At 31.7% G+C, this 13,563-nt stretch carries 11 protein-coding genes and 1 pseudogene; all 12 read right to left on the minus strand.

Annotation, left to right across the window (positions count from 1 at the left end; all coding sequences use genetic code 11):
• Positions 1 to 6 precede the first annotated feature (6 nt).
• The 12 genes and pseudogenes from P700755_RS07350 to P700755_RS07405 all read right to left on the minus strand — a co-directional run bounded on the left by P700755_RS07350 (position 7) and on the right by P700755_RS07405 (position 13,550).
• Entirely contained in the window at positions 7 to 957 is a 951-nt protein-coding gene (locus tag P700755_RS07350; protein WP_015024075.1) for a GNAT family N-acetyltransferase, read from the minus strand.
• 2 nt (positions 958 to 959) lie between these two features.
• On the minus strand, positions 960 to 1,556 hold the full coding sequence (locus P700755_RS07355; RefSeq protein ID WP_342626347.1) for a sugar transferase: 597 nt from the start codon (positions 1,554 to 1,556) through the stop codon (positions 960 to 962).
• 157 nt (positions 1,557 to 1,713) lie between these two features.
• Entirely contained in the window at positions 1,714 to 2,781 is a 1,068-nt protein-coding gene (locus P700755_RS07360; RefSeq protein WP_015024077.1) for a glycosyltransferase family 4 protein, read from the minus strand.
• Between the two features lie 2 nt (positions 2,782 to 2,783).
• Entirely contained in the window at positions 2,784 to 3,863 is a 1,080-nt protein-coding gene (locus tag P700755_RS07365) for an NAD-dependent epimerase/dehydratase family protein (RefSeq protein ID WP_015024078.1), read from the minus strand.
• Between the two features lie 133 nt (positions 3,864 to 3,996).
• Entirely contained in the window at positions 3,997 to 4,338 is a 342-nt protein-coding gene (locus tag P700755_RS07370) for a phosphomannose isomerase type II C-terminal cupin domain (RefSeq protein ID WP_015024079.1), read from the minus strand.
• Between the two features lies 1 nt (position 4,339).
• On the minus strand, positions 4,340 to 5,338 hold the full coding sequence (locus P700755_RS07375) for a mannose-1-phosphate guanylyltransferase (protein ID WP_015024080.1): 999 nt from the start codon (positions 5,336 to 5,338) through the stop codon (positions 4,340 to 4,342).
• 777 nt (positions 5,339 to 6,115) lie between these two features.
• Positions 6,116 to 6,964: a sulfotransferase family 2 domain-containing protein gene (locus tag P700755_RS07380; protein WP_015024081.1), complete on the minus strand. Its 849-nt coding sequence runs from the start codon at positions 6,962 to 6,964 to the stop codon at positions 6,116 to 6,118.
• Positions 6,965 to 6,975: 11 nt separating this feature from the next.
• Positions 6,976 to 7,934: pseudogene (locus P700755_RS07385) on the minus strand (GDP-L-fucose synthase family protein).
• 293 nt (positions 7,935 to 8,227) lie between these two features.
• The gene (locus P700755_RS07390; RefSeq protein ID WP_015024082.1) at positions 8,228 to 9,325 is read right to left on the minus strand and encodes a polysaccharide deacetylase; all 1,098 of its coding nucleotides are present in this window, start codon (positions 9,323 to 9,325) and stop codon (positions 8,228 to 8,230) included.
• 71 nt (positions 9,326 to 9,396) lie between these two features.
• The gene (locus tag P700755_RS07395) at positions 9,397 to 10,524 is read right to left on the minus strand and encodes a glycosyltransferase (protein ID WP_015024083.1); all 1,128 of its coding nucleotides are present in this window, start codon (positions 10,522 to 10,524) and stop codon (positions 9,397 to 9,399) included.
• Positions 10,521 to 11,594, minus strand: a complete 1,074-nt coding sequence (locus P700755_RS07400) for a glycosyltransferase (RefSeq protein ID WP_015024084.1) — start codon at positions 11,592 to 11,594, stop codon at positions 10,521 to 10,523. Before P700755_RS07400 ends, P700755_RS07395 begins: the two co-directional genes overlap by 4 nt.
• A 927-nt stretch (positions 11,595 to 12,521) precedes the next feature.
• Positions 12,522 to 13,550: a hypothetical protein gene (locus P700755_RS07405; protein WP_157609268.1), complete on the minus strand. Its 1,029-nt coding sequence runs from the start codon at positions 13,548 to 13,550 to the stop codon at positions 12,522 to 12,524.
• Positions 13,551 to 13,563: the final 13 nt, after the last annotated feature.

The following is a 13,563-nucleotide window of genomic DNA, read 5'->3' on the forward strand; positions in this document are numbered from 1 at the left end:
TTTTGTTTAAAATACATCTGAATCACTCATTGATATGTACCAATTTTTATAATTAGTAAATAGTTCTGGCATAGAATGATGTATTCTAGCTGCTAAATATGTTTGAGGTAAAACAGGAACAAATCCCTGTCTTTCTAAAAGTAAATGATTTGGATCAAATAAATTTGTCCACATAGATACCCTATCAAATTCGAGTTTTGATTCCTTAATAATAAAATCAATATAATCGTGTATTTCTTCATAATTATCCATGTAGCAATCCACTATATTTAAATCGTATTTATTGTTATTCCCTGTTGGATAAAATTTAGTTATAATCACTGCTTTTCCGGAGTCAGATTCAAACTCATAACACCAATATTTCGTAGTTGGTTTATCTGTAAATCGCCAATTTAAGTATGCTACATCTTTTTTTACATAAACACTAGCGAATGAAGTAATCTTTTCATTTATAAAGTTCGCGTGAGGTTCATCAAATTTATCAATTATTTTTACTTTAAATTTAACATCTTTTTTTTGAATTTTTTTTATGTCTAAACCTAAGGTGTGTAAAACAGATAAATTGGACCACTTTAAACTTTTTACAAAGCCGTAATGGGAATTGTTATTTGGAAAACCCCATACAGCTTTACAATTCAAATTGTTTTCTAATTCATCATATAGCGATGTTGATAATTGTTTAAAAATACCTCTACCTCCATATTCTGGATGGGTCATGGTAGATAGTGAATGAGTTGTTAATACATCTTCGCCGTCAACTTTCATAATGATTGGAGATACAGCATATTGGCCGATTAATTCATCTCCATCCCACATCAATTTAATCAAATGTTTACCTGCTGGGTTATACCTAAAGCGCCACATCCAATTTTCAATACTGAATTTTTGTTTAAATACTAATTCGAATAACTCTAGTATTTTGACTTCATCTCCTTCAACATAATTTCTGATTTCCATATTTATAATTTTGGCTTGTTAATAAATTTATCTTCACCTTGAAATATGATTAAAAATGTTTTTAGAAAAATCTTTAAATCTAATAGAAAGTTTAAATTCTCTACATAGTATTTGTCATACCACCATTTTTCTTTCCAACTCAAATAAATACTCCCGTTAACACCAGCAATACTGCTTAAACCTGGCCTAACTTTAAACCTATAATCATCTAAATTATACTTTTCTAATACATTTGGAAGACATGGTCGAGGCCCTATGATAGCCATATCCCCTAAAAATATATTAATAACTTGAGGCATCTCATCTATTTTAAATCTACGTAAATAATAACCAACGCCTGTAATTTCTGCATCATTCTTATACACCTGTTCAATTTTTCTTTTCTTATGTGACATTGTTCTTAATTTATAAACATTGAAAGGTATCTTGTTTTTGCCTAGTCTTTCTTGCATAAAGAAAATAGATCCTTTAGAATCAATTTTAATTAATATTGAAACGATTATAAAAGGAATAAATAATATTAGGATCATGAAAAATGAAAAAAGCCAATCAAATAATCTTTTAAAATATAATTCGTACATATAATGATTTGTTAACATTATTTATATTAAATAATATTAGTTCTTGTGGCAATTTTATAAAATTAAAGACCGGACTAACTTAAACCATTTGTTTTATTTAGAATACATCAGGCTTATTTTTTCGGTTTTAATTGCGAGCATCAAAAGTAAAGCGATGAAGTCAAATCAAGATTTATTAAAGAAAAGATTTTGCATTTTCTTTAGTAAAGCTAAACGATGCCTTTTTTGCATTTTCTGCATAATCATTATACTTTTTTTGATTTATACTTAATTCAATTAAAAAGTCTTTAATCAATAATAAATCTCTAGACTTGAAAGATTTTCCGCACGCTCGGGTATCAATTAATTTTGCTAAAGCAGATTCTTCTGAACAAATTGCAAGAATAGGTTTCCCAACGGAAAGTAAATTATAAGTTTTACTCGGTATGCTGAGATGCGATGCATAATCCTCTAGGGTTACCACATTTACATCGCCTGCTTGCATATTGTGAGGTAATAATTCTATCGGTTGCCATGGAAGTAGTGTAATATTTGAGATATTTTTTTCTGCAATTAAAGATTTAATTAATTCAAATTTATGCCCCCCCCCAATAATGATAAAGTAGAAATTTTCTTCAATGCAGACTTCTGCTAATGCCACAATTAATTCTACTGGATGGGTTTTACCTAAGTTTCCGGAATAAGTGACTACAAATTTGGATTTATCGATTTGTAGCTTATCAATAATTAAATTTTCATCTTTATTAATAATTTTAAAGAAGTCATTGTTGGTCCATATCGGTACTATTTTAATGTCTTTATCTGTATAGTTTCGGACTTGTTCGGCAAGTTCAGGTGTAAGAGTATAAATATTTTGAGCATTCTTAAACATTTTTTTTGAGAGACTTTCGGCTCGTTCAACAATCCAACTTTTCTTTTTAACATATGAAAAATTGACCAAAGCATCTAAAATTAAATCATAGACAAGTACGTCATAATTCAGTTTTAACATATAAGGAACAAAGGGCGCAAAAGGTGGATTAGTAATCGCAATAACCCTTGCTGCTCTATATTTAAAAAGCAACAAACAAAACATTTGTAGAGAAGCTAGCACCCATGTATAAATTCTACGTACAGGTGTTTTTTTATCATATTTAACTATTTTATGCCAAACATAATCTTCTGATAGTTTTGTTTCTCTCTCTACGATTGTTCCTGCAATAATAACACACTTTTTGTATTTTTTAGACAGCGCATCTAGCATATCTATTGAAGATAGCCAGATGCTGATCTAAAATTACAACAGTATCGTCTTTGCCATTTATTTGTTTGAAGTTTTACCTGTTCGTCAATCCATTCAAAAGTAGTCTTCATGCCTTCAATTAAGGTAAGATTTGCTTCCCAACCCATTTTTTCCTTGAAAAGTTTGTTGTCACTATTACGCCCTTTCACACCAACAGGACAAGAGAAACCATATTTTTCTATGAATTCTTCACCTTCAAGATTATCAATTGAAATATTTTTACCTGATAATTTAATAGCCATTTCTGCCAATTGATTAATCGTAACCATCTCTTCCGAGCCAATATTTACAGGCCCATTGAAGTGGTCTTGTCTCATAAATCTCAGAACAGCTTCAACGCACTCATCAACATGTAAAAATGATCTTGTTTGTTTTCCATCACCCCAAACTTCAATTGAACTACCATCGGCTGTTTCTGCAGCCTTACGACACATGGCAGCTGGTGCTTTTTCTTTACCTCCAATCCAGGTTCCCATTGGGCCAAAAATATTATGAAATCTTGCTACTCTCACGCTTAATTTATAGTTCCTGCTAAAAGCTAAGAATAAACGCTCTGAAAAAAGTTTTTCCCAACCGTATTCAGAATCAGGGTTGGCAGGATAGGCCGAACTTTCTTCACAGTTTGGATTATCTGCATCCAATTGGTTGTGTTCTGGATACATACAAGCAGAAGATGAGTAAAAGACCCTTCCAATTTTATTTTTAACACATTCATGGGCAACATTTAGATTGATTAATGCTGAATTATGCATCACATTGGCATCATTCTCACCCGTAAAAATATAAAGTGCTCCACCCATATCAGCAGCTAGCTGGTACACCTCATCATAGGACACATTTTGTTTGTTTTCAAAAGCTTTTTCAACTATGCGAGGGTCTCTTAAATCCCCTTCCATATATTCATCACAAATCAATTGGTGATCCCAAAACTCATGATTTGGCTTTATATCGACTATTTTAACATAGAACCCTTCTTTTTTTAATCTCTTCGCTAAATGGCCACCAATAAAACCGCCACCTCCTAGAACTAGTGCATTTTTCATAAAATTTCAATTATATAATTATTTGATTATGTATCTCTTATTTAATTTGTAATTCAAACAAAGGTCTAAACCTTATTATAACATTTTGTCAAAATTAACATTTTACAGTATAAAAATTCAGCTTTTACAATTTTTATTCTCTGTTGTAATCATCTTCTATTCTAACAATATCATCCTCGCCAAAGTAGGTTCCCAGTTGTACTTCTACAAAAACAAGAGTTTCTTCACCAATGTTCATAATACGATGTTTTGCATCTAATGGAATTTCAATGACATTTCCTGCTGCATGATCCGTATCCACATCATTTAGTGTGATTCTCGCTTTACCTTGAACAATTGTCCATACTTCAGAACGTTTGTGGTGGTATTGATAAGAAAGTCTCCCACCTGGTTTTACTTCAATTCGTTTTACTTTATGTGTTGGTGCATCTTCAAGCACAAAATACTTTCCCCAAGGACGCTCTTCGTGTTCCATATTATTCAATTAGTTTAGTATTTGTTTTCAATAATCTTTGATAAATCTTTTTCACTTCTTGCGATTGCTCAATAGGCATTACTAAGATAGCTTCTCCGCTTTGAATAACCATCGTGTTTTCTAACCCATGTAACTCAACATGAGCTGTTTCTGCAATGACGAGGTTTGAATCTTGGACATAAGCATTTTTTGAAGAAAAATAGTCGAACAATGCTTCAAAAGAACCTAAATCAGACCATTCAAAAGTACCTTTAACCACCTTTATCTTTTTGGAGTGTTCCATCACTGCATAATCAATACTTTCTGATGGAATTTTTTTTGATTCAACAGCATCTAAAAAATCTGTCTGCTTCAAATTCATCACGCTTTTACAGGCCTCTAGAATATCGGGGCGGAATGCACTTAATTCCTCAAGGTATGTTTTGGCTTTAAAACAAAAAATACCACTGTTCCATAGGTAATTCCCAGCCTCCACAAATGATTTTGCTGTGTCTTTATTAGGTTTTTCATGAAATGCAACCACATTGGAACCCTCACTTTGAATGTAGCCATAACCTGTTTCTGGTTTTGTAGGTTGAATTCCAAAAGTTACTAAGTAGTCTTTTTCTGCAAAATCAAAAGCTTCGTTTAGGGCTTTTTCATAGGCTTTTTCATCTTCTATAACATGGTCAGAGGGCGTCACGAGCATAAAATCATCTTCTTCTAAAGATAGTGCTGCAAAAGCAATGGCTGCCGCTGTGTTTTTAGACAATGCCTCTACAATAACTTGGTACGTATTGGTGACGTTTTCTTGTAAAGCACTTAACGACAATTCGTAGTTATCGATATTGCCTACCACCAAGATTTCATCGCAAAACTTTTGGTTATTGTCTAAGGTAATTTCAAATAAGTTTTTCTTATCGAAAAGTGGTATGTACTGTTTGGTTCTAGACTTTTTTGACAAAGGCCATAAACGACTTCCTGAGCCCCCTGATAGTATGACATGAACTTTATTTGACATTTTTTGTTTGTTTAATCGTTTATGCGCTTTACTGCATTGTTTTTTTAAGCTTAGGTTTTATAGGTTTTCTTTGTAAAATGTACTTCAACTATACTCAAAAGAGCTATCGATGACTTCTCGATACGTTTTCAATAGATTTCTGCGAATCTCTTCAAACCAACTGCCTACCAAGGAACTCAGGCAGGCTCGAAATGATAAGTCTTCTGACATCTATTTGGTTACCTTAATGTCCTTAATAGTGTCAATATGACTTTGAAACCAATCGTATCTACTTTGAATACCTACATCTAGATTGATTTGATGACGCCACCCTTCTTGATGCAGTTTAGAGACATCTAATAATTTTCGTGGTGTCCCGTCTGGTTTGCTAGAATCCCATTGAATTTCACCTTTGTGTTTAACGATATGTTGTATGGTTAGCGCTAATTCTTTAATACTTAAGTCAGTTTCAGTACCTGCGTTATATGATATATGACGACGATACTCTTCATTTCGGCCATTAGCATTACCCTTTATTCCCCTACTAATAACAGACTTGCTCTTGTTGATGGCTTTAGCAATTTCTTTTGTGAAAAGCTAGCTTAAAGCATACTTGAAATTGTATATCTCTGTTTATTGTTAAGTTGTTTCATTGCAACTTTATTTTAGCGATTTGAAGCAGTAAACATAGCCTCACTTTCAAAATACGAATGAGAGATTTTCTTCTCTTTTTCTATTTTGAAAAATATTTTAACTCAAATCTGAAAATTGCATTTATTAGTTGAATTCAAGTTTTATTTAAAACCATCTTTTGTAAAACCGCATAAGATTCTTCCTACTTAATTTTGTTTTATTAAAATTTAATTGATTATCAATATGGAAAGCCAATGTGTTATATTGCTTTATTAATGGACTAGATTTCAAGCTCATCTCCCTTTTAGGCTCTATACTTTTAAATCTTGGCCAAATATTTTTTTTAACGTAATCATACAATATTTTATCCTCTTTATTCATGTCCATAATAAAACCAGCATATTTAGCTTTCATTAATTCTTTATCTTCCTTATTTGCTATACTTTGATTGGTGATTATGTTTTTATAATCTAAATCTTCTATATCAAAATAGGTTTTAAATGAATTAATACCGCTTTCAAATTCTTCTGTAATGCCAACCCATTCAAATTTATTTTCAATAATATCTATAGCTTTTTGAGCATTAGCTTCACCGGAGATGAATTTACATTGGTAATTGGAATTTTGGTCTATTTTTTCCCACTCTTCAATATTTAATTCACTCATCCCATTATAACGTTTGTTTTTAAAGTTATTAGACGTAAAGTGGTAAGAATGATAATAATGTGATAAATACCGTTTGTTAGGTTCTCTTAAAAAAGTTGACCACCGAAAGTTATAACCAGATACATTAAAATTAATATGAGGCCTTATACAATGTCCAAATAAAACCTTTGTTATACCTTTTTTCTTATCAAGATCTCTCTCTAGATAATCAGTACTATATCTTGTATCTTCTATACGAGATCCTTTATTAATATATAAAACTTTAGGTCCATAATATTGTGCCAAAGATCCTAACAATGCACTACCCGCTGTTTTCATTAAATGAGAAAATACTATTACATCTTTCATATAGAGAATATTTATTTTATTTTAACTTCCTTAAATTCATTTTCTAAAAACCAATTATAAGTCATTTTTATACTTCCTTCTAAATCAATTTCATGTATCCAACCTTGTTCATTTAATCTTGAAACATCTAATAGTTTTCGTGGTGTCCCATCTGGCTTACTAGAATTCCATTGAATTTCACCTTGGTGACCAACAATTTTTTGTATTTTTTCAGCTAGGTCTTTAATACTCAGGTCTGTACCTGTCCCTACATTATAAAGATGTTCTTCTAGAGGATTTTCTAAAGCATAGTAAACCGCTTGCGCTGAGTCATCTACATGTAGAAATTCTCTTTTTGGACTTCCTGTCCCCCAGAGTTCGACAGGCTCACTCATCCCTGTTTTTCCTTCTTTGATTTTTGCATCGTGGAACTTTCGTAACATGGCTGGTAAAACGTGGGACTTTTGCAAATCAAAATTATCGTGCGATCCGTATAGATTCGTCGGCATTAAACTCACATACTCTTTTCCATATTGTTGACGTATGGCCTGACATGCTTTTACCCCAGCAATTTTGCTATCGCGTACCATTCATTTGTTGGCTCTAGTGCACCTGTAAGCAAATATTCTTCTTTAAGCGGTTGTGGTGCCAATTTGGGATAAATACATGAAGATCCTAAAAAAATAAACTTTTCAACTTTTGTTTGATGTGCTGTTACAATCAGGTTGTTTTGAATTTGCAGATTCTCCATCAAAAATTGATAAGGATACTCTTTATTGGCTAAAATTCCACCCACACGAGCCGCTGCATCAATCACAATCTTTGGTTTTTCAGTTTCAAAAAAAACAGTTACTGCTTGTTGATTTTTTAAATCTAATTCCTTACTTGTTCTTCCTATAAGATTGGTAAAGCCTTTACCCTCTAATGCCCTCCAAATAGCAGAGCCTACCATACTGCGATGACCTGCGATGTATATTTTAGTGTTTTTCATTAAAAACTAAGGTTATTGTTTGAACAATAGATTGATTTATGTGTCTTGAATCTTCTTGAAATTAAAAAGATATTATTTAATCGTACCTAAATAATGTGCTAGGTCACCATGTTGTACCAACTTATTTTTTAAATGTCTTATATAACCAATGACAATGAGTGCAGTAAAACGTTTAAAAAATGCATATTGATATTCTTGCAAAATTTTAGTCTTAACTCAACAAAACATAAAACGAATCATTTTTATTATTTAGATTTGTCGTTAGTAAAACCTTCTAATTTTTGTCTTCGCTACTACATAGCATCTCCTAATTGGGTTGAGGTTACAAACCTGACCTCTGGCCAGCGCTTTAATACTTCTTTTAAAAGTTTTTCTAGAGCTTTTAATCCGTGCTCTCTATTATTTTGAATTAGTGAGCCTATGTAATTTGTTCTGTGAGAGCTAATTACTGCTGGTTTGTTCCATTTAAAAGCATAGTATATGTTGTTAAGACAGTCATTGTGCCAATCTTTATTTGGGGCGTTGGGTTCAAAAAAAGCATTCCTAGTTAAATAAATTTGTCCATGTTTATTTTTTTGTCCGAGCCAATGAAAGTGCTTTTTGAATTTGTTATTACCTCGAGATTCACTTTGTACTTTTGATGCACCCATAAATTTGATGCCTTTCTGCGCTGAAATTTCCTCTAATTGGTTGTTGAACTTTCCATTTGGTGGTACAAAAAATACTGATTTGTAACCATGAATTTGTTCGAATAAATCTAATCCTGTGCTTATAATTTCCTTTTGATTCTGGATATCTTCTACTTTCTCGACATCAAATGCCGCTTGGTAATTGATATTATAGGGTGTTTTTGTATTGATTGCCCAACAGCCTTCATCAAAAGCTAATCGAGTTGCTTTGTCGTTGGCCTGTAATTGTCTTAACCAAACATTAGCATTTAAATGTTCTCGTCCATGAAATTCAGGATAAAATAAGTTTTCATCTATTCCTTGCTTCCACATAGATATGGCATTGCTTTGTCCATAACGTTCTAGAGTAGTTGTGAATGGCTCAAATTCAAATTTTTCGAAATTATTTTCTTTTATTTTGTCAAAATCTGGATTTGCCACTACGCTGACCGCTGTGAATACTGGTGAGTTGCCATCGTTATCTTTAAATTTTGAGAGCGTATCATATAGATGCTCAAAATCTTGCTTAGACGCTAATGTATCTGTATTATTATACCTTTTGCTTTCACCCTTTTCAAGCGAAAGTCCTTTAGATTTTAGTCGTTCTAATGCTGCTAGTGAAGGCATCCTAATACTTCCCCAATCGTCACTTTCAATTACTAAATATTTTTGTTTGACAGATTTGCCAATTATATTTTTGAGGTTATTTACAACTTTAGACATTTTATACTATTTTAAAATTATATTGGAAATAGTTCTTAACTTTTTTATTAAATAAGAGGCTTGCTTTCAATTTAGGCAAGCCTATCTGAAACTTTATAACGCTCACACAATTCAAGGTATTTTCTTGCTCTCATCTTTGGAGAATCAAATTTATTAAGCTGTTCTCTGCCCTCTTGAATAAGTTGATTATGTAGGCTTTCATCTTCAAGTAATTGGATAATACACTTTGCTGCGGAAGTAGCCTCTTTAGGCTTAAAATAAAGTGCTGCATTTCCACAAATACTTTTAGCAAAACCCAAATCGGTCGTAATAATTGGTTTCTCCATCATCATCGCTTCTGGATAAGAAGCTGAGAAACATTCTGCTAATGTTGGTAAAAACAAAGCATCACACTCATTGTATAATGAAGGACAAACCTCAGGAGACACTGGTCCAATATTATAGATTTGCTTATGTTGTCCGATATTTGTTTTAAAATCATTCTCTTTAAGCGTCACTACAAACTCAACATTGTTAATCTCTTTTTGTGCTAAAATTTCAAGTATTTTAGGAATCAATTCTAAATTCTTATGTGGATAATAGGAGGATATACAAATAAATCGAAAGACTTTAGCTTTCTTTTCGGGCAATAGATTAGGATAAATCTTCCAATTTTTATAGTAATTACTTGCAGTATTGGTTACGGTAAACACTTTATCTGTGTGTAATACTTTACGAACCTTTTGGTTTACATCATCAGTTTGGGTGACATAAGCGATGGCATCCCTCTTAAAATAATGAAAATGCACTTTCCTTTTTAAAGCTAATTTCAACTTGGCTTTCCAAGACATCTCTTGAATGTAAGGTGATTCTGGATAAATATACAAGGGCAAATTAAAACCTATGATCTGAGGGGCTTTGGAGTGAAAATAAGTTGGTCCAGTGGTTGAGATGATTACTTCTGGATTGATTTTTAGTTCTAATACACTTAAGGTATTTTGAATTTCTCTAATTTTTTTAAAATTGATAGGTCCAAAATCAAATTCATAAAAGTAAAAATTACTAGGGAAATCTTCTGTTCTTAAGGACTTTCCCACACCATGGCCAATCCATACATGGTAATCATGTTCAGGGAAATTTTTGCACTCGGTAATAAATGATAGCGCCACTTGTATTGCTCCCCCAAAACGTTGGTGCGAAGTATTAATAACGAGTCTCATAAAGTAATAGTTTTATAAAATTCTAGTGCTATTTTATCTGCTTGAAATATTTTCATTTTTTCCTTAGCCTTAAGGCTAAATTCTTCTCTTAGAACTTGATTTTGCATTAAAATTTTTAGTTTTTGTTGAAATAAATCTTTATTACCTATAGGAATTAAAAAACCATTCTCACCATCATCTATCATATCTGATGGTCCTGCCACGCAATCATAAGCGATACAAGCACAACCAGCTGCCATGGCTTCTCCTAAGGCATTGGGAAAACCTTCGGAAGTAGACATGAATGCAAATATTTTGCTCTTGGCTAAATAATATTCAACATCTTTTTGTTGACCTAATAATTTTATTTGTTCGGTTTTCCCCAAGATTTTTACTTGAGTTATGTATTGGCCTAACAAATTTAATTGTTTGGCGTTGCCCCCAACCACTTGTAATTGCCAGTCCTGATTATTAATATTTGAAAAAATGTTTATGAGTTGATCAACATTTTTAGTAGGAATAAGACGTCCTACGGTCAATACTAAATTTTCTTTCTCAACATCAGGTAAATCTAAAACTCTTATGGGGTTCCCAATAATCGCTATATTCTTATTCCAATTGTTATTTTTGGCAATTGTTTCTGCCTGTGATGTCTGGGCAATAAATCCGCTGGCATTGGGGTAAAGTTGATTTCTTAAGGTATTATGAAGTCTTCCCAAATTTTTATTGGGTTGGCTACGGTCAGAAATATAGACTTTATTTTTTTTACCTTTTAGTGACATCAACACTAAATTATTCCACATTTCACCAAAAGATAAGATACAATCAGGTTGAATCCGCTGAATGTTTGTTCTAATAAACCACATAGTCTTTAAAGTAGACCAGTTTCTTTTGGTGTGATCAAACGTAAATTTTGGTCTGAATATTTTTATGTTTTTGTCCAAATCGAATTCTACCACTCTATCTCTACCTATCAATAAAAGAGTAACTTCAATATGTTCCCTTTGCACAAAATCATTGAGCAAAATGGACATTACCCGTTCCATACCGCCAATACCTAGTGAATGAATAATACAAGTTATTTTATACATTTATTTAAAGAATATCATATTTTAATTTCCTAGCCTTTGTTAATATTCGATACTCAATTTTAGTCTTAAGCGTTAAGGATTTTGAACTAGGTGGTATAAAAGTTCAAGTTCTTCTTTATAAGTCTGTTAAGGTTTAGTGTATGAAATTATCCATCGTATCAATTCCAAATAGTCAAAAATATATTTAGGAAAACGTCTTATTTCTTTCATTATTATTCTAAAAACATCAATATTTACATATGATAAATAGGCTTTGTTTGAATCGACGCAAGATAAAATTTAATCATGCGGTTCTTAAACTGTACAATGTCTGTTTAGTTGTGCAACTTTTTTCTTCTGTTGTTCTGGTATATCTTTATTATACATAAACCGCTTGCCTGTTCTTGCCTAGGAGACTTCAGGAATTTTATTTGAAAAATTTTTAACATATTAATACACTTTATCATTCCGTACACTTACCTCTAAAGATCGCATGTAAGCAATAACGTTAGGGCTCGTAAAAATTTTAAAAAGTGGTGCTTTGTCATTAATTACCTCCATACAAAGGTTAAGCATCCGACGCATGTAATGTAATTAATTGTCAATTTCATCCTCTTGATAAGCTTTTTCTTTTTTAAAAATAGTATGATATTTATTGATATCTTCTAAAATTAACGCTTTGGATGCTTTGAATACTTTTGAATTTAATGAGCCAACTTTGTTATTTAATTTATTTTTTTTGGCGAAAGCTTATAAATTTTAATTCCTGAGTATTTTGCACTCCCTAGACTATCACTATAACCCAAACATCATTAATTTCACCAATTTGTGGCATAGCATGAAGATGAAGTCTTGAGTATTTGAAGTCTCTAATAAATAAGGTTATAACAATTAGATATTTTTTCTAATTAGGATGTTATATTTTGGTTAAACTCTAAGTGATAAGCTTTACATTAAGTGTTCCTTTTTTTCTTCGTTTTTATTATCATCAATAAGTTTAATTAGCTCATTGCTACTCATAAATTCAACATTAGGCCATCTTTTAAGGATTTTTTGAATTAGTTCTTCTAATAATTTTAAGTTATGTGTTCTGTTATCCTCTTCAATAGAGCCAATAAAGTTTAACCTGTGACTTGTTAATATTGCAGGTTTTTTCCAAAAGAAAGAATTACTGATTTCATTTAAACAATTTCCTATATTATCATAATTAATAGGCATTTGTGACGGCTCAAAAACACAATTCCGAACTGTATAAGTTTGTTTTAAGCTATTTTTCTTTCCGGTATAAACAGGTTTTAAAGTTGGATTACCCTTTTTATTAGGAATTTTGTGATATCTCATACTTTGAATTCCTCTAATACCAGAATCATGTAATACTCTATAAAGCGATTTTGGAAAGGTATAATTATTAGCGATAAAAGTATCAGATTTAAATCCAAATATGTTTTCAAACATTTTAGTTCCTACCATAATATTGTTTTTGTAAAAATCTAGATGCTCTTCATCCGCTGAGCTAAATGCTGCTTGAATATTTATTCTATTTTCGCCATATAATTCTTTTGGTATACCCCAGAAATGTAAATCAAAAGCAGCGTTCAAAGCTGGATTACTATTTTTTAATTGATTTAGCCAAATAGGTACATTTACGTGTTCTCTTCCATGAAATTGGGGATACATTAGACCATCACCTATCGCTTGTTTCCAAAGATTAAATACATTTTCTTTAGGGTAATAATCCTCGATTGTTTTTGTAAAAGGTTCATAAAAGTATTCATTAAATCCTGTTGCCTTAATTTTGTCAAATTCAGGATTTACCATTACTGTGTTAAAAGTAAATTTTGGATGTGTTCCCTTTTCATCTTTATAGCGACGTAACACTTCAAAAAGTGAACTTAAATCGGCTGAATCTGCTAGTGTATCATACCTGCAATATGGATTTTTATTCAGATTATACCCTAGAGAGATGAATTGTTGCATCGCATTGTTATTG

Source organism: Psychroflexus torquis ATCC 700755 (assembly GCF_000153485.2).
GTDB classification, from domain to species: domain Bacteria; phylum Bacteroidota; class Bacteroidia; order Flavobacteriales; family Flavobacteriaceae; genus Psychroflexus; species Psychroflexus torquis.